The following is a 25,327-nucleotide window of genomic DNA, read 5'->3' on the forward strand; positions in this document are numbered from 1 at the left end:
CTCAGCGGTCCGAGCCGTAGACGCCGCGCGACTGGTCGCGCACCATCTCGCCCGTGCTCAGCTCGACCACGCGCTTGCGCATCTGGTCGACGATCTCGTCGTCGTGCGTCGCCATCACCACGGTGGTGCCGGTGCGGTTGATGCGGTCGAGCAGGCGCATGATCCCCAGGGAGGTCGTCGGGTCGAGGTTGCCGGTGGGCTCGTCGGCCAGCAGGATCGACGGCCGGTTGACGAACGCGCGGGCGATCGCGACGCGCTGCTGCTCGCCGCCGGACAGCTCGTGCGGGCGGCGCTTCTCCTTGCCGGCGAGGCCGACCATGTCGAGCACGTCCGGCACGGTGGTGAGGATGTGGTGGCGCGGCTTGCCGATCACCTGCAGCGCGAACGCGACGTTCTCGAACACCGACTTGTTCGGCAGCAGGCGGAAGTCCTGGAACACGGCGCCGATCTGGCGGCGCAGGTGCGGCACCTTCCAGCTCGACAGCGAGCCGAGCTCCTTGCCGGCGACGAACACGCGGCCCGCGGACGCCCGCTCCTCGCGCAGCACGAGCCGCAGGAACGTCGACTTGCCGGATCCGGACGCGCCGACGAGGAACACGAACTCGCCGCGCTCGACGTCGAGCGACACGCGGTCCAGCGCGGGGCGGGCATCCCGGGCGTAGACCTTCGTCACGTTCTCGAAGCGGATCACGGCTCGAACCTCGTCCTCGGTCGGGCACGTCGCGGGCACGACGGGCCACCCGCAGGGTCGCGGGACTCGTCGAGGGTAGGAACCCGTCCGCGCGGTCCGGGGCAGGACACGCCGCCGCGGAACCTGTGAATCGGTACGCCCGACCGGGTGATGCCCGGCTCGTCCCGGATCGTCCCGGGACGGCTCACGCGTCGGCGGGCGCGACCTGCTGGTTGCGGCGCCAGCGCACGCCCGCCTCGATGAAGTCGTCGATGTCGCCGTCGAAGACCGCGGCGGGGTTGCCGACCTCGTGCTCGGTCCGCAGGTCCTTGACCATCTGGTACGGCTGCAGCACGTACGAGCGCATCTGGTCGCCCCAGCTCGCCTTGATGTCGCCCGCCATCTCCTTCTTCGCGGCGCGCTCCTCCTCCTGGCGCTGCAGGAGCAGCCGGGACTGGAGCACGCGCAGCGCGGCGGCGCGGTTCTGGATCTGCGACTTCTCGTTCTGCATCGACACGACGATGCCGGTGGGGATGTGCGTCATGCGGACCGCGGAGTCGGTCGTGTTGACGGACTGCCCGCCGGGGCCGGACGAGCGGAAGACGTCGACCTTGATCTCCGACTCGGGGATCTCGATGGAGTCGGTCTGCTCGATGAGCGGGATGACCTCGACCGCGGCGAACGACGTCTGCCGGCGGCCCTGGTTGTCGAACGGCGAGATGCGCACGAGGCGGTGCGTGCCCGCCTCGACCGACAGGTGCCCGAACGCGTACGGCGCCTTGACCTCGAACGTCGCGGACTTCAGGCCGGCCTCCTCCGCGTAGGAGGTGTCCATGACGGTGGTCGCGTAGCCGTGGCGCTCGGCCCAGCGCAGGTACATGCGCATGAGCATCTCGGCGAAGTCGGCCGCGTCGACGCCGCCCGCGCCCGCGCGGATCGTCACGACGGCGTCGCGGATGTCGTACTGACCGGCGAGCAGCGTGCGGATCTCGAGCTCGCCGAGGTCCTTGCGGATGCCAATGAGCTCCGCCTCCGCCTCGGCGAGGGTGTCGGCGTCGTCCTCCTCCGCGGCCATCTCGACGAGCGTCTCGAGGTCGTCGATGCGCCCGCCCAGCTTGGTGACGCGGTCGAGCTCGGACTGCGCGGACGACAGTGCGCTCGTGACCTTCTGCGCCGCGTCCGGGTCGTCCCACAGGTCGGGGGCGGACGCCTGCTCGGAGAGCTCGGCGATCTTCGCCCGCAGCGCGGCGGGGTCGCTCACCGACTGGATGGACTCCAGGGTGCTGCGCAGCTCGCGGATCTCGGCGGGGAAGTCGGTGGTGGCCACGACCGTCCAGGGTACCCGCTGGGTGCGACGCGGTCGGCGCGCTGCGTCGGGTGCCGCAGCGCCGGCGTGCGGCGGCCCGCGGACGACGGCGCGCGGGCCCCCGGTCGGGTCCGGTGCCCGGTCGGACGAGGCGGACGGTCAGACGAGGCGCACGGCGACGACCGCCACGACGGCGAGCGCGGGCGGCACGAGCGCGACGAGCAGCGCCGCGACGGGCACCGCGCGGCCGGCACCGCCCCGCAGCGCCCGCACCGCGAGCACGGCCGCCGCGGCGGCGAGCACGAGCCACAGGACCGCGGCGACGAGGAAGAGCGGCCCGGCGGCGGGCGCCGTGCCCCCGAACGCGTCGGCGACCACCGAGCCGAACGCGGCGGCGGCGCCGTGCGCGGCGGCGAACGCCCCGATCGCGAGCCCGAGCGACCAGCGGGCCGCGCGCGAGCCGCGGGTGGCACGTCGCCCCTCGTCCGGCGGACCCGTCGCGCGACGGGTTCCGACGTCGGTGTCGAGATCCGTGCGGCTCGTCCGTCGAGGGGGCATGACGCGCAGCGTGACAGGCGCGCGGGGCGGAGTCACGGTGAGTCGTCCGGACGGACGCACCACGCGATGACTCGGGAGGTCTTGACCGGTCCAGGAATCGGTGGGACTGTAGCGGTACAGGCTGCTGGAGCGGTACAGAGCGAAGGGGTGAGGACCATGTCGGACCCGATCGGGATCGGTGCGCTGGGTGTGCGGCTGACGCGCGCGGAGGCGGAGAGCTCGCGCCCGTGGGCGCCGGAGGTGCCCGAGACCGCGCACGACCGGCGGATGGCGGAGCGGCGGGCACGACGGGCGCAGCGCGTGCTGGCGCGGGCGCACGCACCGGTGGCGCGTCCGCGAGCCGCGGCCGCCGGTGCCCTGCACCGCCTGGCCGACGCGCTCGCGCCCGAGGCCCGCGACGCCCGGTACGTCGACCAGCGCGCCGGCCAGCACGTCGGCCACGCGGCGCACTGACGGCCGTGCACGCGGACGGGTGGCGGCCGGCTGGGAGCCGGGCGACCTACGCTGGTCCGCATGACGTGCGGGGCGGGGCAGCCATGGGTCGCGTGACGCTGCAGACGGTGGCCGACAAGGTCGGCGTGAGCCGCATGACGGTGTCGAACGCGTTCTCGCGCCCCGACCAGCTCTCCCAGGCGCTGCGCGAGCGCGTCCTCGCGGCGGCGGCCGAGCTCGGCTACGTCGGGCCCGACCCCGCCGCGCGGGCGCTCGCGCGGCGCAGCTCGGGCGCGGTGGGCGTGGTGCTGACGGACTCGCTGGGCGAGGCGTTCCTCGACCCGGTCGCCGCGGCGTTCTTCGGCTCGCTGGCCGAGTCGCTGGCGCCGACGGGTCTGGCGGTGTCGCTCATCCCCGCGGAGAACGTCGGCGGGCACGTCCCCGCACGCGACCTGCCGGTGGACGCCGCCGTCATCTACGCGTGCGCGGGCGACACGGAGGCGGTGCAGTGGCTGCGCCGGCGTCGGCTCCCCCTGGTGTTCGTGGACCAGGACCCCGTGCCCGGCAGCACGGGCGTGCTGCTGGACGACCGCGCGGGCGGCCGCGTCGCGGTGGAGCACCTGCTCGCGCTGGGGCACCGCGACGTCGCCGTCCTGACCATGAACCACCGCCGCCCCGCTCCGGGGTGGGCGGACGACCCACGCGCCGCCGGGTCCAACCACGTCGCCCGGCAGCGCACCGCCGGTGCCCTGGACGCGCTCGAGGCCGCCGGGCTGACCGGGCGCGTGTACGAGGTCGTCGACAACCACGACCACCTCATCCGGCCGGGCGTCGCGGACCTCGTCGCGAGCCCGGACCGCCCGACGGCCGTCGTGTGCTTCTCCGACCTCATGGCCGCGGAGCTGGTGCGGGCCGCGCAGGCCGCGGGCCTCGGCGTGCCGGACGACCTGTCGGTGGTCGGGTTCGACGACAGCGTGCACGCGCACACCGTGCGCCCCGCGCTGACGACGGTCCGCCAGCACTTCGCCGCCAAGGGCCGGCTGGCCGCGGCTGCGCTCACGGAGGCGATCGCGCGGACGCGGGACGCGGAGGACGACCAGCCGGACGACCGCGACCCCGTCGTCCAGCACATCCCCGTCGAGCTCGTGGTGCGCGGCAGCACCGCTCCCCCGCGTCCGGCGCGGCGAGGCTGAGCGTGCCGTCGCGATCGCACGGGCGCGGGACCGTCGCCGCGGCGACCTCCTCCGGCGTCCGCGGGTGACCGCCCCGACGCGCCAGGTGCACCCCCACGCCGACACCGTCGGCGTGGGCGGGCTCCACACCGACCCGCTGTGGGGCACGGTCACGACGCTCACGCCGCTCGAGCTGGCGCTGCTGCGCACCTGGCCGGTCCGGCGCCTCGGGCACGTGGCGCACGCCGGGGCGGTCGCGACCGTGACGACGCAGACGTTCTCCCGGCTCGAGCACTCGCTCGGCGTGCTCGGGCTGGTCGCGCACCTCGACGGCGACGACGCCGTGACCCGCGCCGCCGCGCTGCTGCACGACGTCGGGCACGCGCCGCTGAGCCATACGCTCGAGGGGATCGCCGGCATCGACCACCACGTCACGGGGATGGCGCGGGTCCGCGCCCTGAGCGACCTGCTGGGCGAGCACGGGGTGGACGTCGACGACGTGGTCGACACCCTGAGCGGCGCGCGACGGTCGGCGCTCCGGCCACGCCTAGGGCTGGTGACGCTCGACCACCTCGACGGGTACGTCCGCAGCGCGCGCGCCCACGGGCGGCGGATGCCCGCGCCGCCACGTCTGCTGCGCCGGCTCACCCTGCAGGACGGCGTCCTGCGGACCGACCCCGCGGGCGCGCGGGTGCTCGCGCAACTCGTGGACGCCGAGGTGGCCTACCACCGCTCGCCGCTGAACGTCCTGGCGGTGGGCGTGGTGCGCCACCTCGTGCGCCGGTGGCTCGAGCCGGGGGCGGACGCCGACGCGGTGGTGGGGATGACGGACGGCGAGCTGGTCGCGGCTCTCCTGCGTGACCCGCGCACGGGCGACGAGACCCGGCACTTCCTGACCGACCCGCTGGCCTGGTGCGTCGTCCCGGCGCGCCCGGGCCCGGCGCCGGAGGGCGTCGAGCTCGTGCCGGGTGGGCGCTCGTACCACGCCCGCGCGCTCGTGCACGGCGAGCCGCTGCCCGACCACGTGCCCGTGCCGGACCGCGCTCCCGACCGGTGGGTGCTGCGCCGTGACCACCCGGAGGCGGGGTCCGCCGTAGCGATGCCCTGACCGGGGCGCGGTCGACAGGTCGCCCTTGTGCGACACCGTAGGCCGTCACGACGCGCGTGCGGTGGCCTCCGCCTCGAGCGCGATGCCGTCGGACCACGGCGCCATCACCCACGTCAGCAGCGCCGGGCGCGTGACCGCCCCGAGCCGCACGACGACCGTGCGGCCGTCCGGCGTCGACGCCTCGAGGACGGCGACGCCGTCCCACCGGGCCGCCTGCTCCGGGTGGTGGGCGACGTAGTCCGTGACCGCCGCGCGGACGCTCGCGTCGGTGAGCGGCACGCCGGACGGCCCCCGGGCCGCACCGCCCGCGAAGTAGCGGTCGTCGGCGACCTCGTCGGCGGCGGCCAGCGCGGCGAGGTCGGCGAGCGCGAGCAGGCGCTTGCGGTCCAGGTGCACACCGGTCGCCGAGACCGTGACGGTGACGAGCAGGAGCGCGAGCACCGCGAGCCCGAGCGCGAGGACCGTCACCTGGCCGTCCTCCCCGGAGGCCCGCGCGCGGCGGACCGCGCGTCGTAGCGGTCCGCTGACGCGCGCGCCGAGCGCCGTCACGGCTGCACCACCCGGTACGCGTCGACGGCTGCGGTGCGCTCCGCCCGCACCGGCACCTCGAGGGGCACGACGTCGCGCACGAACGACGGCACGAACGGCAGCGGCACGCGGACCTGCACGGTCGCGGTCACCTCGGCACCGGGCTGCAGGCAGGGGTCCGCCGAGCAGCCGACAGCGAGCGCACCGGACGGGTCGTCGCCGACGTCCTGGTCCCGCAGCGCCACACCGACGGCCGTGACCGCCCGCGTCCGACCCGTGGAGGCATCCGGCGCCGCGACGTACACGCGCGCCGCCTCCCGCGCCGCCCCCTCGACCGCGAACGTCGCCGCCTGCAGCCGGCCGAGCACCAGCACGAGGTAGATCACCGGGACGAGCAGCACGAGCGCGACGCCGAGGAACTCGACGAGCGCGCTGCCGCCGTCCGCCCCGCCGGACAGCACCCGCCGCCGCACACGGTCGACCCTGCGGGTGAGCACCCGCCGCACCGCCCTCACGGGTCCTCGACGGGCGCGTGCCCGTCGACCTCCAGCGTGCCCGCCGGGCCGAGCAGCCCCACGAGCGGCAGCGGGGCCCGCACGGTCACACGGACCAGCGCCAGACCGTCGACATCGACCCGCCGGGCGGTGACGTCGCGCCCGTAGCTCTCGGCGAGGGACGACTGCAGCAGCGTCACGGTGCGCGCGGCGCCGTCGGCGGTGGTGCGCCCGGCGTGCGCGCCGTACCGGGCGCCCTCCGCGGCGGCGTCGATGCAGGTGTTGCGCACGTGCTGGACGATCGCCAGCTGCAGCACCGACATGAAGAGCACGACGACGAGCCCGCCGACGAGCACGAAGTCGACGACGGCGGACCCGCGGTCGTCGCTCAGCCGGCGCGCGGCGCGACCGACTGGATGGCCGTCTCGAACAGCTGCGTCAGCGCGTTGCCGGCGACGAACCACAGCACCGAGACGATGCCCGCGGTCATGAGCGTGATGAGCACCCAGCCCGGGACGTCGCCGCGCTCGCCGTTCTCGGTCAGGTCGTCCGTCAGCACGTGCAGCCGCCGCTGCAGCCGCACCGCGCAGGCGCGGGCCCACTCCGTCATCGTGCACTCCCGTCGTCGCGGGACCGCCGGTCGGCGGTCCCTGCACTCCTCCGCGGGTCACAGACCGACCCGCAGGACCACCACGCTGGGGAAGACGGCGAACAGGACGGTCACCGGCAGGATGAGGAACACCACCGGGATCATCATGAGCACCTCCTTGCGCCCACCGGTCTGCATGAGCGCGCGGCGCCCCTCCTCGCGCACGTCCTGCGCCTGCGCCCGGAGCACGTCCGCCAGCGGCGACCCGCGCTCGACCGCGACGGCGACGCCCTCGGCGAACCGCGCGAGCGGCGGCATGCCGGTGCGGTCGGCAAGCCCGTGCAGGGCCGTCGTCAGGGGTGCACCGGCGCGCGCCTCGGCGAGCGTGCGCGCCAGCTCGTCGGTCAGCTCGCCGCGGGTCTGGCGCACCACCCGCTCGAGCGCCCCGACGGCCCCCTCGCCGGCACTGACCGCGAGCGCGAGCAGCTCCGTGACGGTCGGCATCTGCGCGAGCATCCGCTGCTCGCGCCGCCGCACCTGCCGGCCGAGCAGCCAGTCGGGCACGAGCACGGCGGCGAACCCGACCGCGAGGACGAGCCCGACCAGCGCGGGCGCCGCTCCCCCGCGGCTTGCGGCGAGGAGCAGCGCCAGCACCAGGCCGACCGCGAGCCCGAGCACGCCCCACAGCACCTGCTGCGCACGGAACTGCTCGACGCTCTCGCGCCGCCCGGCCCGCTCGAGGCGTCCGCGCAGCTCGGCGGCCGGCGACCCGATCCGGCCCAGCAGCCGCACCGCGTCGGCGAGGAACGGCGCCACGAGCCGCTCGAGGGTCCCGAGCGGCCCCCGCGCGACGGGTGTGCGCAGCAGGCCGGACGTGCCGCGCACCCGCAGGTACGGCGCGACGCGCTGGTCGAGCGTGATGCGCCGCGACCCGAGCCGCCACACGACCAGGGCGAGGCCCGTGCCGCCGAGCAGCCCGACGAGCGCACCGGCCAGCGCGGGGCTCACCGCAGCACCCGCGGGTCGTCGGGCAGCCGCGCGACGCGGAGCATGAGCCGGTAGGCGACGACGGTCGCGACGGCGCCGGCGAGCAGCACGAGCGCCCCCGCCGTGGAGTCGTACGCGCGCAGCGCCTCCGGGCGGGTCGCGAGCATCGCGAGCACCGCCCACGGCGCGGCGACGGCGAGCCGGGCGGCGTAGACGGTCCAGCTCTGGCGCGCCTCGATTTCGCCGCGCGTGCGCAGGTCGTCGCGCAGCGAGTAGGGGTAGAGGTGCGCTGGTTGCCGTGCCGCGTGGCGGAGGCGCGCCAGAACGGCCGAGCGGCCTTGACACCGGCGGTGCTGTTTCCCGCATCCTGACCCACCCTCTCGTGGTTGACCCATGCGGGCTGGCAGGAGACGTAATGCGCACGGAGTGGACCGAGGCGACCAGGGTGGTCGTAGCCGGTGACTGGCACGGCGACACGTTGGCCGCGGGTGCCGTCGTCGAGCTCGCAGCTGCGCGCGGGGCGACGACCCTGGTGCACGTCGGCGACCTCGGGATCGGGGTTCCCGGGTTCGTCCGCGACCTCGAAGCGGTCCTGGCGAGCGCGGGCTCGATCCTCACGACGTGCGGCGGCAACCACGACGACTGGTCTTGGCTCGCACCGGCCCACCGCGACGCGCACGGCATGCGCTGGCTCGCACCCCACCTCGCATGGGCACCGCGTGGCCACCGGTGGAGCATCGGCGGCCGCAGGATCGGAGCGCTCGGCGGCGCAGTCAGCGTCGACGCGTTCACGCGCCAGACCGACGGAGCGCAGTACCCCGACGAGGCACCGACGGCCGACGACCTGGAGATGCTCGGCAGCGAGCCGCTCGACATGCTGCTCGCACACGACGTCCCCGCGGGTGTGCCGCTGACGAGCCGCATGCCCGGCATCCCCGCCGACGTGGCCGCCAAAGCGCAGGCCGTGCGTGAGCTGCTCGCCACCGCCGTCGAGCGAACGCAGCCGAGGCTCGTCTTCTCCGGGCACTGGCACCGGCGCCTGACCCACCGACTTGGCAGCACGACCGTCGAGGTGCTCGACATGGAGTGGACGACCGGGAACGCGGTCATCCTCGACCTCGCGACATGGAGCATCGAGCCGCTCGTCCGGCCGCCCTCCGTGACCGACAACCCGAGCTGGTCGGTGGGCCTGCGGCGCACCGCCGAGGGCGAGTGATCGGGCACCGCCCCGCGGTCGTCGCCACGCGTGCAACGCCGCACGCCGTGGTCCGGGTCGCCGCATAGAGGCGGGATAGGTGGTGCCGTTCGGTCCTGTGCGGCCCACCTGAGAGGCGCCTCTCTTCCTCCAGACCCCGGCAGGTTCCCTGGCCGGCCGGGGTCCTCTCATCTCGGCGCCTACCGCGCAGGGCGGACCTCGTGCTCGCGATCCTCTGTCCGAGCTGTCTCGACGTCGCCGTCGAGGCGTGCGGCGCGTGCTCGCAGACCGGCCGGCTAACCGTGCCGGGCTCTCACGCTGACGCGCTAATGGGGGTCGTCGCAGAACAACTCGGGACAACCACGGGCTGGCTGCGCACAGCGGGAGTCGTCACAGAACTACCGCACGACTGACGCAACGCACCCCCGCCCGCCTGCGCAGATGGGCGCGTCGACGCGCCCAGAACATAGGGGCGCACTTCTCCCTATTCATCCCCTTCGTGACCTGCGGCGGTGCCAGACACCCCCGCCAGGAAGTCTCCCTGGGTAGATGGTGGGGTTCCGGTGCTCGCGGACTGGCGTGGCTGCGCTCCGGTGGGAGATGGCCAGTCGCTGCGCGACGTCAGGCGCTGCGTTGCTCGTTGCGAGCCTCCACGTCTGTTCCGGTTCTCGCTGCGCGCCCGCTTCGCCGGTGCGCTCAGACGCCGCTGTGGCTTCTCGACCCCCGCTCCGTCGGCGCGTCGGTCACCCAGCCACCCTGTCCCCCGCTCACACGCCGCGTCGGACCGCCGGGCTCATCTTCAGCCCCAGCCCCGGCGGCCCCGGCGGCGGCTTGGCCGCTGGCACGGCAACGGCGGCGGCGATGGCAGGCCCGGCGGCGGGCAGGGGCAGCGGTCGCGGCGGCGGGCGCGAGCGGCCGCTGGCCGGGAGGGGCAGTTGCGTCGGCGCCAAGGGGGTGGGTCTAGCGAATGCGACCGGTGGCTGCGCCCCGGTGCCCCGGTCTCGGCGTCGCCCCCGCTGACGCGGGCGTCGCCCCCGAGGGGGCTCGTCGTCGCTCACGCGCCGTCGTGCCGCCAGCTCCGCCCAGCCGCGACGCTGCGCGTCGCGCCTGGTCGGAGCAAACAGCGCACTGCGGCCCAGCGTGCGGGACGACCACGCCGCCGTGCCAGCGGCGGACAGGCCGACCCGCGAAGCGGACACCGCACAGACCCACTGCGGAGCCGGGCCGCGCGCCAGCGCGGAACGGCGAAGCCTCATCTACCGGCTCGCGCTCGCCCGGCGGCGGCACCGCGGGACAACCCGGCCTACCGGCCAGCAGCACGACCGCCCGGGACGGGCCCGGACGGTGACGACGAGCATCGCCTAGCGGCGGGCGGAGACGGCGCTAGCGCGAGTCGGCTAGGCGAGCAGCGCGTCGAGGCGCTCGGGGCACGGGACGGTGTGGCGCAACCGCTCGTCGCGCTCGGCGAGGGTCTCGTCGGTGTCGAGCGGGGCGAGCAGGGGACGCAGCCGTTCGGCGTGCCGCTCATCGACGTCGTCCCACGGTCCGAGGGTCGCCCCCGGCGCGAGCGCGTAGGTCTCGACGAGGACGTGGACCACGAGCGCGGGTCAAGGTCCGCGTCGCCGTCGTGCGTCACGCGCGGGGCGAGAGGGTCACGAGCACCGCGGTCGCATCAAATGCGGGGCCGTCGGCGAACAGGCCGAGGGCGATGCGCGCGATGGCGGTGCATCGGCCGGTGGCGGCTCGGCCCCACTCGCACCAGGCGCGCTTGTCCCCACCCCACGGCAGCGGCATCGTGGTGACGACGGTCCGCAGCGTCCCGCGCATGCGGGTGTTCGCTCCGGCCTGCCAGTCGCGGTCGCCGTGGGTGACCTGCGCCTGGGACTCCAGGACGACGCGGCCGAACACTGCGGTCAGCGCGCGCACGCTCGCCGCAGTGACCGGCACACCGTCGCGGCTGATCGTCTCGACCGCGAGCTCGGTGACGCCGAAGACGGCCGTGGCGGCGTACGAGTTCAAGTCGAGGTGGCCGTCGATGACCGCGCCGTCGTACGGCTTGCCCTCGCGCCACGCCCGCTGCGGCTGGCGCTGAGCCGGGCCGGTCGCTAGGCGGCGGGTCGTCGTGCGCGGGCGGCGGGTCGCCGTCGTCATGGTCGTCTCCGTCTCGTGGGTGGTGGTTGGTCAGTCGGTGCGGCCGAGCGCGCTGAGCGCCTGCGCGAGCAGAAGCGCGCACGACGATCGAGGCTGCTCCGCAGGCTGCGGCCGGGGGCAACCGCCAGGCTGGCGGCCGAACGGGGGGAGCGGGCCACCGAGCGGGTCGTCCGCGACCTCGACCGTGCCGAGAAGGCTGCCGCCACAGCGACGTCGGCCGCGGATGAGCTGGCGACAGCCGAGGCTGAGGTCCAGGCGACCTTCGTTGCAGGCGCGCGGGGCGAGGTGCTCCAGGGCTCGTGGTTCGGCACCCCGACTCGACGGCTGGACGGCGCCACGCGGCAGCGTCTGCGCCGCGCCGAGGGTCGAGAGGCGATGCGCTCGTCGGGAGGCTGAGCCTCACCGCGTACGACGACCTCCAGCCGGACCAGGTCTTCACCATGCCGTCCATCCGGGACGTGCTCGACGCGCTGCCCCGGCTCGCCCCCGGGAACGAGCGCCTGCTCGACGGCTACCGCACAACCCACCTCGTGGCGGCACGGGGCGTGCTGGAGCGGGTCTGCGACGAGATCAGCGACGAGCTCGTTGGAGGGCTGTTCCGTGTCGAGCCGGACGGGCGGGTGCACCGCGTCCGCGGGCAGCGCCTGCACCGCACGGACACCGCGTACACGAGGCGGCTCTGGTACGCCCGGCTCTGGTCGCAGGGCACCACCGACTCCGGAGACGACATCCGCCTTGATCTGACGTCCGCCGACTCGTGGGACAAGGTGCTCACCGAGTGGGAGCTCGACCCGTGGGCTGAACTGGACCGGCAGATCGCCGGGGCCATCGGCTCCAGCGCCGCGGACCGCGGCCCTGCGGCGACTCGCCCGCCGCGGCCGACCGCCGCCGCCGGAGCCGGAAAGCCCGCCCCGACGCACCACCTGCCGCCCCAGCCGCAGCCCGCACCGCAGCAGCAGCCCCAGGTCGGCGGTGTCGGTGGCGGCTCGGGCTCCGCCCCGACTCCCCCTCGTGCCCCCTCCCCGGCCCAGGCTGCACGGGCGGCGGAACGCGCCGCGGCCGCACTGGCACTGCGGGACCTGGCGGCCACCGACCCGCGCACCGGCCCCATGCTCCGACCCGACGGCACGCCTCGTTCGCGGCTCTCGCAGCGCACACGCGCTGCCCTCGGAGTCGGCGCGCCTCGGCCACGACGGACGAGACGATCCGCGCCGCGTTGAGCCGGTTTCTGCGCTGATCGGACCCCTCGGACACCTCAAATCTGACGAACGTCACACGCAGGTGGAGGCCCGATCTTGCACCTTCGCCCCAGTGCCGATCGGGCGCGATTGGGCCTCAAGCCTATGACCTCGGCAAACACCCGAAAGGGCTCCGCGATGTCTTCGCCGCATAGGGAGTAGTAGGAGCTCCCGCCACGGGGCGAGGGCGACTGCCACAGGGAGTAGCAACGATGGACGACACAAGGGACGTGGCGGCCTCGGTCCAGACCGAGGAGCCCGGATGGCGGGAGTTGTTGGAGGCATGGGCCTCCGCGGATCCGGCCTGGTGGACGGCGACAGACCTGGACGTGGAGTTCGGCAGGCTCCCCCACCTGCCGAACCCGCTCGTCTGCGAGCGGAACATGAGCGCACGAGGACGTGCGGTCGTCTGGGGGCAAGCGCTCAAGACGCTCTCGACGTTCGGGCAGCCGGTGTGCGGCTACCGCATCTACCGGCGACGGCCCGACAGCACCCGTCCGGCCACCTGGCGCATCGTCGCGGCTGCCTCCGCGCCGACCGTCTGACCCCGCGCACGCTCGGAAGAAGGACACCATGGAGAAGAACCGAGCCCTGCGGGCGGTCGAGCCGCCCGAGGACGAGTGGCCACCGGAGGAGGTGTGGGCGGCCGAGTCGGACGAGTACGACGGCTACGACCCCGCGGGTCACTACCGCTCCCCGGACGAGGAGCCGATCACCGTCAAGCGGCACCTGTCCCTCGTGCGTGACGATGACCTCGACGACGCGGACCTCCCCAGGCTCAACCTGGAACATGTAGTCGAGTTGCCTGCGAGCAATGACCCCTACGCCCAGTGGCACGCCTACTGGACCACGCTGTGGGGCTGCTTCGACTACGGCAACACACCCGCATATGTCGGACTGAGCCGGAACCCCTTCCCGGGAGACGGACACTTCGGACTCGTTGGGTGCTACGACGTGCGCGACCCTGACGCCATCTGGGACGCCATCCAGGGCGAGGAGCGCTGGGTCAAGGCTGTCCACATCAACGTCGGCCTGCTCTCCCACCGCATCGACCGCGGGCGCGGCAAGGCAGAGGACGTGGGCTGGCTCACCGGGTTCTGGGTCGACGTCGACATCGCTGACTCCGGCGCGCACGCCGAGACCAACGACCACCGGCCGCACCCGACCGAGGCGCAGGCACGCGCCCTCATCGACTCCGCGGCCTGGGAGCCGGGTCTGGTTGTCACGAGCGGGTACGGCCTGCACGTGTACTTCCTGTTCGACCGCCCGATGGACGCCCAGGCCCCTGAAACGGCCGACCTGCTCCAGCGCTGGGACGCCTACTGGACGAACATGTTCCACAGCGCCAACGTCCGCACCGACTGGGAGGACACCGAGAAGGGCACGAGCGGCACGGTCCAGGGCTTCCACATCGACAAGGGCGTCCAGAAGGACATGGCGCGGGTGCTGCGCCCCGCCGGTGCGTTCAACCGCAAGGACCGGAACAACCCCCGCCCGGTGCGGATCGTCTCGATGAGTGGAAAGCGCTACTCGGCGGAGGACTTCGCCAAGGCGCTCCCGACCATGGACGCGCAGCGCTCCGAGCGTGGCGTCAACAGTCGTACGGCGCTCACCCGCGCAGGAGAACGCAAGGCTGCTGTCGGCGACCGTGTCGGCGACCGGTTCGCCATGACCGACGGTGCCCTCGACGCGATGCTCAGCTTGCATCGCTGCGCGCCGCACGAGTACGAGGCCGACCGCTGGGTCTACGCGCGACCTGACGGGAGCTTCGGTGACGAGAGCCATGCTGTCGTGCACCACGACCCTGACGGAGTGGACCGCATCTGGCCTGCGACCGGCACCCGGATGCAGGCCGACTGGATGGACGGTGAGGAGCACACCTGGAGCGCCTGGGACATCCTCGGCAACCTCGACTGCGGCGGCGACTGGCACCTGGCCGCACGGGTCGTGCGCGCGTTCAGGAACGACGACGGGTTTGACCTGGACGCGCTGTGCGAGACGCTCGCGGACGCCACCCCCGAGACGCTGGCCGAACAGTTCCCGGAGCAGAGGCCCGCCGGACTGACCTCCGGTGAGGACATCGGCAAGGCGTTCGCGAGCCTGCCGTGCGACGACGTGCGCGGGTACGCGCTCCGCTGGGCACTCATCGAGGGCCCCCGGTTCCTGTGGAGCAGCACGTCGGAGGCCGTGGACGTAACCGACGTGGTTTGGCGCGGGTGGAACGGGCAGGTCTGGCACAAGGAGGCACGCAGCGGCCCCACCGGGCTCCAGGCGAGCCTCAACCGCATCGCCACACTGATCGAGGAGGAAGAGTCCCCCGTACGCGAGTGGGAGGCTGGAAACAAGGCCGCGGAGGCGGCCGCGGCCCGGGGAGAGAGTGAGAAGGAGGTCGCCGAGGCGAGGGCTGACGCCAGGGCTGCTACCCGCAAGTACATGCGTGCCTACGCCTCGGCCCTGACCCGCACCTCCGGGTACAGGGACGCCATCGCGCAGATCACCGCATTGTCGAGCGCCGAGAAGGAGCGGCTGGCGAGGATCGACCCGTCCATCCACCCCGACCGGCGCGTGCGCCCCGAGGTCTGGAACGCCAACCCGGCGCTGCTGGCACTGGAGGGCGACCTGGGCGTCGTCGACCTGCGCACCGGCGAGATCCGCGACTACGACCCGACCGACCGCATCACGGCCGCAGTGGCCGCGCCGTTCGACGGGCGCGATAAGTGGCTGGCCGTCATGCGAGCCGGTCTGGATGCCATCGCCAAGGGCAAGCCGCTGACCTGGCCCCGGTACATGCAGGAGATGTTCGACCGGTGGGACCGGAGCACCGCTGGGCTCGCCGAACACCTCCAGCGCTGCGCGGGCACGGCCGTGTGGGGCGACCAGGTGGGACTCATCATCCTGCTGCACTCCCCGGAGGCGACCGGCACGGGCAAGTCGACGGTGTTCAACGCCCTCGCCCGCGCGCTCGGCAGCGAACTCGCCTGCGACACCACCTTGGAGGTCTTCGGCAGCACCAACGACCCGGCGGCACCCAACCCGGCGAAGGCTCGCCTGGTCGGCAAGCGCTTCTGGTGGTCGGACGACTCGCGCTCCGCGGGCGAGGGTGAGCGGGTCTCCCGTCGCAGCACCCCCGGGCTCCAGGTGGACACCGGCGAGATCAAGCGCCTGACAACCAATGGGGCTCGTCTGACCGGGGCGCGCATGCTGCACCAGCCGGAGGAGGAGGAGCCGGTCCGCGGAACCCTCATCGCGTCGTCGCAGCACTACGTCGCCTTCACCGAGACCGACGTCGCCCTGCTGCGCCGACTCGTCGTGATTCTGTTCAGCCCGGCCGCACAGATCCCGGTGGAGCAACTCGACGACGACAAGGGAGCGCTCTGGCTGACCCCCGAGGGTCAGGCGTGGGTACTGCTGTGGGCCATCGAGGGGTGCGTCAAGTCCCGCCGGGAGCACGCCAGGCGCAAGGCCGAGGCCGGTGACGAGGGGGTGTCCTTCGTCGACTGCCTGGCCGCCCCGCCGGAGGCCGCCGAGTGGAAGGCCGCCTACGGCGAGAAGATCAACGAGGCCAGCGAGTTCTGGAACGCCTGCTTCATCCCAGGAACGGACGACGACACGGTCACCCCCCGGGAAATCGAGAAGGCGTACGAGGACTGGTACATGGACCGGTGGAGGCTGGACGGAGCCCCCGACCGGTACAAGCCGAACGCACCTCGCATGCTGAGCGACCAGCGGCTGCTCATGCTCTGCGGGCAGCTCATCTCGGCGATGGGTGGGCACAAGGTACGCCCGTACATCCTCGACGCGGATGGGAAGCGCACGGGCCAGAAGGCGACGGTCTACAAGGGGGTGCGGGCCATGCGGGAGACGGAGAAGGCGGACCGTGCCGAGCAGGCCCGCCGTGCCGAGCGACCGTGCACCGTCAAGCAGGAGGACGGTCGCGTGGTGCGGAGCACCTGCTCGGTGCCAGACTGCAACGAGAACTGCGGGCTCGGGGTCCACTCGGTGGAGCGGCAGCGCCACCTGTGCGTCGCCCACGAGAACGTGGAGAAGAAGCGGGGCGGCGACGTGGCCGCGGCAGGCTCCAGGCCCCGCGGCACCGCATCGAAGCACCTGGCTCGCCGTCGCGGCGGCGAGCCCGAGCCGTCAGACGACGAGTTCTGACGGCGAACAGGACGAGAGCCCCGGCGGGTGAACCTGCTGGGGCTCTCGTCTTGTCGTGGACAGGGGTTGGACAGGGGTTGGACACACCCACCCCTGTCCACGATCGGGGGCCATCACCGCAGGTCACAGCGCTATGGGGTGCCGAAAAGTGGCCGTAGACAGGATGGACAGGGGTTTTTCGAGTTTTCTCGCGTAGGAGAACGGACAGCACCACCTCGCTTCACGGCGATCTACTGCGACAACAATCTGCCGTAACCCCTGTCCAAGCTGTCCACGCGGCGTTTCCGCCGGTCAGAGGGTGTGCGATCGTCAAATCAACCCCTGTCCAACCCCTGTCCCAACCCCCGTCCACCCGCGTCCACGCTCATCACGACGTCCAACTCCCCCGGGAAGCACGCCGGTTTCTCCTTCGCTGCATAGAGTGCGGATGAGGTTCCTTCTCCATGGGCTCCTCCGAGCGGGCGAGAGTCAAGGGCGAGACCCCTGATCCAGCACGAAGGCCAGGCAGGGCCGCTGGATCGGGGTTCGTCACGTCCGAGCTCGCATACGCCTCTCTGCGGGCCTGAACTGCTCGCCAGAGGCAAACCCAGGCACGGGTTGCCCTGATCGCTCCGGGGAGCGGCCAGGAGCGCTGCGAGACGGCCGGATCTGCGGCCTCGGCTCCGCCGCATAGGGTGCGGGCGTGATGATGCACCGCGGCACGACCATCGATGACGTGCTGGACGCTCTCCCCGAGTGCCCGGATGAACTGAGCGCTGCACGCTACGACTATCTGTGGGCCCTGGTGCCGTATGCGGCCGTCGAGGTGCGCGGGATGGTCACCGACTTCTCCGTCGGGATCAGCACGGTCGACGGGGACGACGCGGAACTGCTCGTACAGGGCGAGGTCGCGGCCCTCTCCCCCGAGGACGCCTTCATCGCTCGCCACGCCAGCATGGCCCTCCGCGCGGCGCTCGCGCCGGAACTGCGCGTGCGAAACGACTCTCTGCGCGAGGTACATCCCCGCTTCTACGCGCAACTGTCCTTCGAGTCGAACGACCTCACACTCCTTCCCGCGGCCGTCCGACAGACCGCACAGTCGTTCGCGGGTCTCCTCGCCTCGCTGGGCCTCGTACTCGCGTTCGAGCACTACGTCGCCCTACAGACCGTCGCGGGCGAGTAGCGCACTGCCGCACGGACACGGGCGAAAAACGGAAGCAACGGCACTCCCACCGCCACGGCGGTGTGGCACCCTACGAAGGCTCATCGCGACATAGGGGGCACCTTGCCGCACTCCATCGACCGCATCGCCGTGGATCCCGACGAGGTCCGCCAGGCGGCACGAACCGTCCGGGTCATCTCCGAGGACATGCCACGGAGGCCGCTACTGCCAGGCCGAGGGGCCTACGGACACGCGGGCCTCACACATGCCGCGCGAGCCTTCGCAACGACCTGGGAGCACGCCGCCGAGGGGCTCAGCCGCGAGCTGGCTGGGTACGCCGACTCCCTCACCGCATGCGCGAACGACTATGACGCGGCGGAGAAGCAGGCCATCGATTCGCTAGGTGGGATCGACTATGCGTGCGAGGGTCCGATGCTCCGATGAGCCGACACACACTCGCCTCAGCACGTCACGGCCGCGATCTGATCCCCGGCGACCCGGAAGCGCTCTGGGAGGACGCGGCAGGGTTGGCGCGTCAAGCAGCAGATTTCGACGACTCGCGCGATCGCCTGGGGAAACTCGAAACGGGTTCCTGGGAGGGGCGCGCGGCCGACCGCTTTGCCGCCACGGTCGAAGACGCGCGACTCAAGCTCGATATAGCGCGAGACAGCCACGACGGCGCGGCACGAGCACTGGCCGAGCACGGCAACGTCCTCGCGTGGGGACAACGTGCGGCTGCGGAGTGCATCCGCAAGTGGGACGCCGGGTCGTACTGCCTGGACACTGAGCCAGGGCTGATCCGGCCGACAACGACCGCTGAGCAACAGCAGGCCATGGCGGAGCTGCACGCCGTCCGCGAAGCGGTGAACCAGTCAGCAGAGGCCACTGCGTCACTGCTCCACCAGGCAGCGTCGTTCGGCCCCGACGACATCTACGTCACGCTTGGTGGACTCATCTCTTCGGGACTCGGGGAGGTCGAGCCCAACCCGTGGCACAACAATGCGCTCGACCAGATCGCCGGACTCTCGTTGGGCATGCTGATGCCGGGGCCTGGTGTTGCGCAGTCCCTGAAGGCCGGTGCGCCGCAGCGAGTTCCACTGATGAAGCTCGGTTCGAGCACCACGAAGGACTACCGGGTCACGTTCTTCCGGACGTACCCGCACCTGCGCGACGAGAAACTGGTCGTCCACCATGCCATCGAGAAGCAGGTGATGAAGCGGTACCCCGGAACGATCACCGTCGGTGAACTGCACTCGGCACCCAACCTGCGCGGCATCCCCGCGACTGTGAACGGTGAACTTCACCTGCGGACGATCCGCACGCTGTGGGACGACTTCTATGAACTACACCCCCCGGGCACGGCTACGCGACAACAACTGCTGGAGCACGCCCGATTCGTCGACGAGCAGGTCGGGCACCGATTCCTGCCGCCATCCAAGTGGGAGACCCCGTGAGCTATGAAGTGCGACCCGAAGTAGCTGGCGGCCTCGGCGAGGGCACGATCATCGCTTTCGACCAGCCGGGCGCACCGATCACCGTCCTTCACTACGAGTTCGAAGGGTGGGGCGGTGACGACATCGTCACGACCAGCCCGGAGCACATCGTCACCGAGCGGCTCGCCGAGGCCCTCAGTGAGGCAGGGCTGAGCGGCTTCCGGTTCGACGACGTGCTAACCACCAAGTCCGAGCAGTTCGAGATGTTCCACCCCGAGGTGGTCCTGCCCCGTTGGCGGTGGTTACGCATCACCGGCCAGCCTGAGGTCGATGACGCCTGGCGCGGCGAACTCAACCGCCTCACCGTGTCGGACCGGTTCTACGCCGTGCTCAGCGGCTTCAACATCGCGAACGGTCGGAACCGCCCGCTCGAATAGCCGGTTACCGGAACTTGTGTACCCGGATCACCTTGCCCTCAACCTTGATGCTCGATACGAACCCTGCCTGCTTCATGCGCTCGACGACCGCGAGGTTCCCCGGAGTGTTCTCCACCTGCGGCTGGTCTCGTCCCCGGTAGGTCAGATCGGGATAGTCCCCGCCGAGCAAATTCAGGATGGCAATCACCTCGTCGTCGCTGAGCACATCGCCCGATTCGGCGAGCATGGCGGCGACGGCTGTGTCGGCGACGTTGCCCGCCAGTGCGCTGATCCGCCTAGCGTCCAGGGCGAGTCTGTGGGCGACGACATGTTGTGCGATCGGCTCGGCGGTGGCGGGGGAAGCGTTCACGAAGTCAATGAGGCGAGAGACAACGGCATCCTTCACGCTGCTCGAGATCTTCGGGCTCGCTAGGAGGTCTGGGACGTGAGCCGGGTGGAGTGTCTTGGGTCCGACGAACTCTCTGTAGCGCTTCGAGCGACCGATGGCGAACTCTACTGTCGGCCAGTCCGTCATGAGCGCCGGTTGGAAGGCGTACTCGTCGTCATCGATCAGGCCCTCGCTTATCAGGAGGCCGATCAGGCGGTTCGGCGACGGGTTGGACAACGCGCTCCGCCCCCCAGAGTCGGACTGCAGTTCCTCGGCGGTGATCGTCCCGGGTTGCAGCGACTTCGCGAGGCGAACCCGGAGTTCCGGATCGGGGAGGACGTCGGCGGCGTGCAAGATCGCTACAGCAAGCTGCGCGCGCTCGCCTGGGTCATCGCCGAGTTCAGTGATCGCGCCGGAATGGGTGAGTAGTACGGCGAGTGCTTCGTCGATATGCCCTTCCCATCCCACGTAGGCCCAGACGTTTGCGAACGTCGGCGGAACCCGTAGGTCGGTGACCAGCACAGAGCGTAGAGCTGTCGGAGCAGCCGTCAGGTCGGGGATCGAACAGGCGCGACTCGCGTTGGTGACCAGTGCCGCTGCGTCCCTAGGGTGACGGCTTGCTGCGTCGGTGATCAGCGCAAGAAAGCCGTCTTGATCGCTCGTAGTCCAACGCGTGTCCGAGCCGTCCCGGTACGCCGCTAGGTACGACGGCAAATTCTCGATCATGTGCTCCGCGACGATCGGGCTCGCAGCCCGGAGACTGTCCAAGGACAGGTCATTCGTGCCGGTCACGGCGACGAGGTTAGCAGCGGTAATCTGGAACGCCGGCACCGTAAGGAGTACGCGCCGGGCCTCGCTGGAGAGGCTGGTGACGTCCGCGAGGACCGCGCCCTGGTGAGCGATCATCTGCACTGCCTTCTCAACGTGCTCCGGCGGTGTGTTCGAGCGCAGGCAGTCTAATTCGGTGTACGAGTGCTCAATCCAGGCGCGAACGTGGTCAGACGGCGCGTAGGCGTCCTTGTCCTCGTCAAGCCACGAGACCAAGGCCGCGTCGACCAGCTCGGACAGATCACTAGGTGCATCTGCGATCAGGAATTCGAAGATGGTGGAGCATCGAGGGGTCAACTCGGCGACCAGCCTGGACTTCCGCCTGCCGCTGCGAAGATACAGGCGCACGAATTCTTGCTCGGACTCGCTCCACCTCGCAATTCGCGCCGCAATTTCTGCTACGTGTGGTGACTGATCATCCAAGAGGTGATCGACAATCGAGATGTTCAGGGCGCTGCGCTCTTGGATGAGGCCGTTACCGCGTTCCTTGAGGAGCGCTTCGACATCGGCACCGGTCAAGGGGATCTCAGCACCGGCCTTGCCACTCTCGACGTAGCGCATGAGGTAGGTCAGCGCTTCCTTGCTCATCATCGTTCCGTAGAACGAAGCCGCGTGCAGAGCGAAGTGTGGTGTGATGTATCCCTGCGTGACTAGATCTCTCGCGAGGGGAGAACGCATGACCGCATCGACCCACTCGCGGAAGGCCCTTGGGGAGTCGTCGCCTGGTCGCGCGTAAGTGAATCGGGTGTCAAGCGCCAGTGACTGCCAGTCGCAGTAGCGCAGGAAGTGCATCTCCCGCGGGATCTGGACAAGACGGCGCCGTCGGCGCTGGTCCGCGGGCTTCCCGCCGGCGTCAAAGTCGAACGGGTCTCCGGTGATGGCGCGCAAGTCGTCGACGGAGATCGTGATATCCGGCTGGGTATTGCCGTAATAGTCCTGGACATTGGCTACCGAGAGCGCGCGTCCCTCGCGGATCAAACTCCGCCAGAAGTCCGCCTTCGACATGTCCTCGCGGGAGACGGCAACCGAGTTGACGCGCAATCGAGGCTCGAAGTGCATACGATGCCGTTGCCCGATCAGCGACAGGTTCCGGACCACCGCCTCGGTCTTGAGCGCAAGAGCCGCGGCGTACTCGTCCGCGGACGCGTTGCGCTCGAGGAGAGCGCGGACCGTGTCCGACTCGACCCGCAGGCGCTCGAGGTTGCCCTCGACCAGGTCTCGCCAGAGTTGATACAGCTTGTCAAGGGAGCTCTCTCCGATGCGGATCGCTTCGAAGTCAGCCAGATGCGAGTTCTTGAAGAGCATCATGGCGAACAGCCGGTCGGCGGTTAGGTCTGGTGCAGGTTTGGGCACGTCTAGCACGCGCGCTTTGAAGACGGCGAACTCGTTGATGATGTTGTGAATGAGGCGCATGTCCGCCGTGTGGCGCGCGGCAACGTCCACCAGGTCACGCGATATTTCGAAGCCGCGCTCCTCCAGAAGCTCGATCATTAGGTCCCGCGCATTCTTGTGCGTGATGAACGGCGCGACCGGGATGACTAGATCGAAGAATTTCGTCCGGTTCGACCGCACGATCTCGGCTTTCGCCTCGTCGGACCCAGCCAGGTCCGCGTTGTGGCCGAGCTTCTCAAAGATGCTGTCCCGCAGCGCGTACACAAAGCGTATCGAGCGTCCGTCGAGTTGCTTCGCAGTGTTGAGCAGGTTGTTGAGTGCGCGCAGGGCCTCGAAGATGTGCGGGTCGTCGAAGCGGTCCAGGTCCTCGAGGATCACGACATTCCGGCGGTTGTTCGTCTCGAAGAAGTAGATAATCTCGTCGAGGTACTCGTCGAAATAGCTTGCCGAGCGTGGGGGCAAACTGATCGTCGCCGGGCCAGCGGTGACCTTCTCCACCTGAAGTCGCTGATGCATAAGATGACGCGCGAGGTAGATCAGCGCACCGATGACGGCCGTGGCCCCGACGTATGCGCCAACGGCGAGCAGCCAAACAGGAGGCTTGCCCATCTCGACGCCGACAAGATTCGTCAGGACCGGATTGACTAGGCCGGTAAGCGCGAGGAAGGTCATGAGCAGCAGGCTCGCGCCGAGCGACGCCTGCATCACACGAGCGCGCGGGAAGTGAGCGATCCGACGAAAGCGCGACTCTGGCGCCTCAGATGGCAACTGCTGGTAGAGCAGTTGCTTAACGATCTCCTTCTGAATGCGGTTGGTCTTCGTCGTCGCGGCAGGGTTGCTATCTTCCCCGAGCTCTACGGTCGTCGGCTCGCTCCCGAGTGTCGACAAAGAGACTTCGACGACCGCTTCCTGGTTCATCTCGATGACGCGTCGCAGGATGCTACTCTTTCCGGTCCCGTAAGCGCCTGTAAGGGCGATGTTGCGGATCGCGGGCTCGTCCTGAATCGTTGCGTTCAGGATCTCGACGTAGGTGCCATGATTGGCGTCGCTGTACTTGGGTGCCAAGCTCTGCAGGCGCGGGACCTGGCGAACGTCTGCCGGTAGCGACGATTCAGCGGGCGTCATGGTGCTGATGCTAACGCCGACCCGCGCCAGTTAGACTCGCCTTGCCGATAGCGTCGTGGCCTGACCCTCGTCGAGTCTTCCCCAAGGGAGGCAGCTCAGCGGCACGATGCCGACTGACGGCGCGTGTCCACACCCGCACCATGACGGGCCGGGTTCGTGGCTGGCATCGTCACGACAGTAGCCCGAAGGTGGAACGACACTCGCCAGGCTGTAACAGACGAGAAGCGAGAAACTTTGAAGTTGAAGGCGCTGGAGCGCGCCTGAGCGAGGGCCGCGCCCCGCGCGGGTGCTGTTCACGACGGTCTGTCTACGACGATGTCTCGGGCAAGGCATCAGAACGGACGCGTAACGGCGGCCGGGCGACTCGAGTGGGCCAGGTGATGTAGCGCCACCGCTCGCGCGTTCGATGAGGGACTGTTCGCCGTCGGATCTTCACCTTTCAAGGAGCTACCGAAGTGGCAGTGGCTGCTCCTCGACGAGCATGGAAGGCGGCACACAAAGTCCTCGAATGTCGCGATCGAGATGCCACTGCGAGGGCAAGACCCTGGTCGTCGCCCTGCTCATCGCCAGATCGCGTCCGCCTTACCCACCCGCCGACGCCACACTCCGTGCTACGAGCAGGGCACCGCCGAGTACGAGAGGATCACGCCGGTACGAAAACCGGCGTCGGCATGACAGGGTCGGTTCACTCTGCTGGGCGTTCGGTCGGCGCCTCGGCGTCACCCCTGGCCCCGAATAACCCTGCGGGGTCGAACGTCTGCCAGTGGCCCTCAAGCGGTTCTGTGGCGCTGTTCGGCTTTGGAGTGCCGACCTCGCCAACGTAGAGCTCCACCTCGCGCTCGTAGTGATCCTCCGCCACCACCGGCACGGTCAACGCCTCTGCCGAGACCGTGAGCCATCCCTGCTTATCCATCTCGCGGATGTTGGCCAAGACATTGATCGCCTCGATCATGAGATACGCGACCAGCGGGACGGCTGCGCGGAACCGCTCGCCCACACCCCAGGGCTTGGTGCGCTCCAGGTGCTCGGGGTCGTGGTGCACGACGTCGCCGTAGATCCAAGCGAGGGCAAGTTGTAGGTGGTCCGTGGCGTCGCTCTCACCCGACGTAGGCGAATGCACGAACGCGACAAACCCCGAGTCGCTGGGCACCTTCCCCGTCCGCTGGTTCCACGCTTCGCGGCGCGTCTTGACCCAAGTGTGGATCATCTCGCGGTGGTCCGAGTGGGCGGTCAGGGACTTGATCGCCTTGAGAACATTGAGCATCGATACGTCGTCCAGAAGCAGCGGACGCACCCGCGCGGCGGCTGACTCGACCTGCTCCTCCGGCGGGTAGTCGAAACTGATGGTGGTCCTGCCATCCCGATAGGTGATCTGCATGGCGCCGCCCGACAGCTGAGCGAGCCGGTCGAGATCTTGGGCGAGGGAGTGCGCTTCGATGCGACGCGCACGCACCACGAACGTGTCGATGCGGGCCTGGTCCAATTGCCGTTGCCGTTCGCGGTGGTCGACGGACGGGTCGGTCTCTGCCATGGCACTAGCGTCTCGGCCGTACGCGACCTAGTGAGGGCGACGCGCCCTGGGACGGCCGAAACGCGCCGCACGGGGCCACCGCCCTGCCGTCCATCCCTGATCCAAGACACTGTCACAAGTCGAGCCGCGTGGATGAGTGTCTGGCGCACCCACTACCGCGAGTTGCGTCCAACCTCCCTCCTGAAGGCGGCACGTTCGATGCTCGGGAAGCAGCGAGCCCCGGCCTCTCTCCTGAGCCGAGGACCAAACCTGCCGGGGATGGACCTCACGCACCTCACGGCGCCAGGGCCCGCGCTCGGGCGGGACGGGAAGCGCGTGCCCGACGTCTTCATCGTGGACACAGCAGGGGCTCGCCCACATCTTGTCGTCTCAACCGAGCAGGACAAGACGATCTGCGCCCTGCGACCTAACAGGGTTAGCCGGCCGCGGTGCGCGTTTACGCGGGTGCCAGGAGTGCCGTCGGGCTGCCGCCAAGCAGGGCGTTGTC

22 protein-coding genes and 1 pseudogene are annotated in these 25,327 nt (G+C 70.7%); 10 read left to right on the plus strand and 13 right to left on the minus strand.

The annotated features are described in order from the left end of the window. Position 1: 1 nt before the first annotated feature. From ftsE to ACFUMH_RS04015, 3 genes are all read right to left on the minus strand, one after another. Positions 2–691, minus strand: coding sequence for a cell division ATP-binding protein FtsE (gene ftsE / locus ACFUMH_RS04005; RefSeq protein WP_378200761.1), 690 nt, complete (start codon positions 689–691; stop codon positions 2–4). Positions 692–875: 184 nt separating this feature from the next. Beyond that, positions 876–1,997 carry a peptide chain release factor 2 gene (gene prfB / locus ACFUMH_RS04010; protein ID WP_378200764.1) on the minus strand — a complete coding sequence of 374 codons (1,122 nt, stop codon included), beginning with the start codon at positions 1,995–1,997 and terminating at the stop codon, positions 876–878. 138 nt (positions 1,998–2,135) lie between these two features. Next, the gene (locus ACFUMH_RS04015) at positions 2,136–2,534 is read right to left on the minus strand and encodes a hypothetical protein (RefSeq protein ID WP_378200767.1); all 399 of its coding nucleotides are present in this window, start codon (positions 2,532–2,534) and stop codon (positions 2,136–2,138) included. A gap of 156 nt (positions 2,535–2,690) precedes the next feature. Here ACFUMH_RS04015 and ACFUMH_RS04020 point away from each other — a divergent pair, with 156 nt between their 5' ends. The 3 genes from ACFUMH_RS04020 (at position 2,691) to ACFUMH_RS04030 (ending at position 5,246) form a co-directional block, all read left to right on the plus strand. Then, positions 2,691–2,987 carry a hypothetical protein gene (locus tag ACFUMH_RS04020; RefSeq protein ID WP_378200770.1) on the plus strand — a complete coding sequence of 99 codons (297 nt, stop codon included), beginning with the start codon at positions 2,691–2,693 and terminating at the stop codon, positions 2,985–2,987. 83 nt (positions 2,988–3,070) lie between these two features. Next, complete coding sequence (locus tag ACFUMH_RS04025; RefSeq protein WP_378200774.1) at positions 3,071–4,159, plus strand: LacI family DNA-binding transcriptional regulator; 1,089 nt, start codon at positions 3,071–3,073, stop codon at positions 4,157–4,159. A 64-nt stretch (positions 4,160–4,223) separates the two neighbouring features. Next, on the plus strand, positions 4,224–5,246 hold the full coding sequence (locus ACFUMH_RS04030; RefSeq protein ID WP_378200777.1) for an HD domain-containing protein: 1,023 nt from the start codon (positions 4,224–4,226) through the stop codon (positions 5,244–5,246). A gap of 45 nt (positions 5,247–5,291) precedes the next feature. On the opposite strand, the gene ACFUMH_RS04035 is transcribed toward ACFUMH_RS04030, so the two are convergent. The 6 genes and pseudogenes from ACFUMH_RS04035 to ACFUMH_RS04060 form a co-directional block, all read right to left on the minus strand. After that, complete coding sequence (locus ACFUMH_RS04035; protein ID WP_378200780.1) at positions 5,292–5,714, minus strand: pilus assembly protein TadG-related protein; 423 nt, start codon at positions 5,712–5,714, stop codon at positions 5,292–5,294. A 77-nt stretch (positions 5,715–5,791) separates the two neighbouring features. Then, positions 5,792–6,271, minus strand: coding sequence for a pilus assembly protein (locus ACFUMH_RS04040; RefSeq protein WP_378200783.1), 480 nt, complete (start codon positions 6,269–6,271; stop codon positions 5,792–5,794). Between the two features lie 14 nt (positions 6,272–6,285). Next, positions 6,286–6,624: a TadE/TadG family type IV pilus assembly protein gene (locus ACFUMH_RS04045; RefSeq protein WP_378200786.1), complete on the minus strand. Its 339-nt coding sequence runs from the start codon at positions 6,622–6,624 to the stop codon at positions 6,286–6,288. A 32-nt stretch (positions 6,625–6,656) separates the two neighbouring features. Continuing rightward, a complete protein-coding gene (locus ACFUMH_RS04050; protein ID WP_378200788.1) occupies positions 6,657–6,878 on the minus strand; it encodes a hypothetical protein in 222 nt (73 codons plus the stop codon). Between the two features lie 57 nt (positions 6,879–6,935). After that, the gene (locus tag ACFUMH_RS04055; RefSeq protein ID WP_378200791.1) at positions 6,936–7,865 is read right to left on the minus strand and encodes a type II secretion system F family protein; all 930 of its coding nucleotides are present in this window, start codon (positions 7,863–7,865) and stop codon (positions 6,936–6,938) included. Further along, positions 7,862–8,113 (minus strand): annotated as a pseudogene (locus ACFUMH_RS04060) (type II secretion system F family protein); the annotation flags it as partial. The pseudogene ACFUMH_RS04060 and the gene ACFUMH_RS04055, both read right to left, overlap by 4 nt. A gap of 146 nt (positions 8,114–8,259) precedes the next feature. Between ACFUMH_RS04060 and ACFUMH_RS04065 the strand changes: the two are divergent. Next, on the plus strand, positions 8,260–9,060 hold the full coding sequence (locus ACFUMH_RS04065; protein WP_378200794.1) for a metallophosphoesterase: 801 nt from the start codon (positions 8,260–8,262) through the stop codon (positions 9,058–9,060). A gap of 1,376 nt (positions 9,061–10,436) precedes the next feature. Here the strand turns inward: ACFUMH_RS04065 and ACFUMH_RS04070 are convergent. Together ACFUMH_RS04070 and ACFUMH_RS04075 are read right to left on the minus strand one after the other, a co-directional pair. Then, positions 10,437–10,637 (minus strand): hypothetical protein, encoded by a 201-nt coding sequence (locus ACFUMH_RS04070; RefSeq protein ID WP_378200797.1) that lies wholly within the window; start codon positions 10,635–10,637, stop codon positions 10,437–10,439. A gap of 34 nt (positions 10,638–10,671) precedes the next feature. After that, the gene (locus ACFUMH_RS04075) at positions 10,672–11,190 is read right to left on the minus strand and encodes a hypothetical protein (RefSeq protein ID WP_378200800.1); all 519 of its coding nucleotides are present in this window, start codon (positions 11,188–11,190) and stop codon (positions 10,672–10,674) included. Positions 11,191–11,630: 440 nt separating this feature from the next. On the opposite strand from ACFUMH_RS04075, the gene ACFUMH_RS04080 reads away from it, so the two are divergent. The 6 genes from ACFUMH_RS04080 to ACFUMH_RS04105 all read left to right on the plus strand — a co-directional run bounded on the left by ACFUMH_RS04080 (position 11,631) and on the right by ACFUMH_RS04105 (position 19,597). After that, positions 11,631–12,410 (plus strand): hypothetical protein, encoded by a 780-nt coding sequence (locus tag ACFUMH_RS04080; RefSeq protein ID WP_378200803.1) that lies wholly within the window; start codon positions 11,631–11,633, stop codon positions 12,408–12,410. 230 nt (positions 12,411–12,640) lie between these two features. After that, the gene (locus tag ACFUMH_RS04085; protein ID WP_378200806.1) at positions 12,641–12,973 is read left to right on the plus strand and encodes a hypothetical protein; all 333 of its coding nucleotides are present in this window, start codon (positions 12,641–12,643) and stop codon (positions 12,971–12,973) included. Between the two features lie 28 nt (positions 12,974–13,001). Further along, complete coding sequence (locus ACFUMH_RS04090; protein WP_378200809.1) at positions 13,002–16,586, plus strand: hypothetical protein; 3,585 nt, start codon at positions 13,002–13,004, stop codon at positions 16,584–16,586. A gap of 682 nt (positions 16,587–17,268) precedes the next feature. After that, entirely contained in the window at positions 17,269–17,748 is a 480-nt protein-coding gene (locus ACFUMH_RS04095; protein WP_378200812.1) for a hypothetical protein, read from the plus strand. A 419-nt stretch (positions 17,749–18,167) separates the two neighbouring features. Then, positions 18,168–19,181: a putative T7SS-secreted protein gene (locus tag ACFUMH_RS04100; protein ID WP_378200815.1), complete on the plus strand. Its 1,014-nt coding sequence runs from the start codon at positions 18,168–18,170 to the stop codon at positions 19,179–19,181. Beyond that, positions 19,178–19,597, plus strand: coding sequence for a hypothetical protein (locus ACFUMH_RS04105; protein WP_378200818.1), 420 nt, complete (start codon positions 19,178–19,180; stop codon positions 19,595–19,597). The genes ACFUMH_RS04100 and ACFUMH_RS04105 overlap by 4 nt, the downstream gene beginning before the upstream one ends. A gap of 4 nt (positions 19,598–19,601) precedes the next feature. On the opposite strand, the gene ACFUMH_RS04110 is transcribed toward ACFUMH_RS04105, so the two are convergent. Together ACFUMH_RS04110 and ACFUMH_RS04115 are read right to left on the minus strand one after the other, a co-directional pair. Then, a complete protein-coding gene (locus ACFUMH_RS04110) occupies positions 19,602–23,309 on the minus strand; it encodes a P-loop NTPase fold protein (protein ID WP_378200821.1) in 3,708 nt (1,235 codons plus the stop codon). A 685-nt stretch (positions 23,310–23,994) separates the two neighbouring features. After that, positions 23,995–24,840, minus strand: coding sequence for a hypothetical protein (locus ACFUMH_RS04115; protein ID WP_378200824.1), 846 nt, complete (start codon positions 24,838–24,840; stop codon positions 23,995–23,997). Between the last annotated feature and the right edge of the window lie 487 nt (positions 24,841–25,327).

Source organism: Cellulomonas sp. NPDC057328 (genome assembly GCF_042667215.1).
Taxonomy (GTDB): domain Bacteria; phylum Actinomycetota; class Actinomycetes; order Actinomycetales; family Cellulomonadaceae; genus Cellulomonas.

Bases quoted from the DNA above. Each gene is read 5' to 3' on its own strand.
- ACFUMH_RS04075 (WP_378200800.1), bottom strand. From the start codon at position 11,190: ATGACGACGGCGACCCGCCGCCCGCGCACGACGACCCGCCGCCTAGCG.
- ACFUMH_RS04025 (WP_378200774.1), top strand. From the start codon at position 3,071: ATGGGTCGCGTGACGCTGCAGACGGTGGCCGACAAGGTCGGCGTGAGC.
- ACFUMH_RS04115 (WP_378200824.1), bottom strand. From the start codon at position 24,840: ATGGCAGAGACCGACCCGTCCGTCGACCACCGCGAACGGCAACGGCAA.
- ACFUMH_RS04100 (WP_378200815.1), top strand. From the start codon at position 18,168: ATGAGCCGACACACACTCGCCTCAGCACGTCACGGCCGCGATCTGATC.
- ACFUMH_RS04020 (WP_378200770.1), top strand. From the start codon at position 2,691: ATGTCGGACCCGATCGGGATCGGTGCGCTGGGTGTGCGGCTGACGCGC.
- ACFUMH_RS04085 (WP_378200806.1), top strand. From the start codon at position 12,641: ATGGACGACACAAGGGACGTGGCGGCCTCGGTCCAGACCGAGGAGCCC.
- ACFUMH_RS04050 (WP_378200788.1), bottom strand. From the start codon at position 6,878: ATGACGGAGTGGGCCCGCGCCTGCGCGGTGCGGCTGCAGCGGCGGCTG.
- ACFUMH_RS04065 (WP_378200794.1), top strand. From the start codon at position 8,260: ATGCGCACGGAGTGGACCGAGGCGACCAGGGTGGTCGTAGCCGGTGAC.
- ACFUMH_RS04110 (WP_378200821.1), bottom strand. From the start codon at position 23,309: ATGACGCCCGCTGAATCGTCGCTACCGGCAGACGTTCGCCAGGTCCCG.
- ACFUMH_RS04080 (WP_378200803.1), top strand. From the start codon at position 11,631: ATGCCGTCCATCCGGGACGTGCTCGACGCGCTGCCCCGGCTCGCCCCC.
- ACFUMH_RS04015 (WP_378200767.1), bottom strand. From the start codon at position 2,534: ATGCCCCCTCGACGGACGAGCCGCACGGATCTCGACACCGACGTCGGA.
- ACFUMH_RS04090 (WP_378200809.1), top strand. From the start codon at position 13,002: ATGGAGAAGAACCGAGCCCTGCGGGCGGTCGAGCCGCCCGAGGACGAG.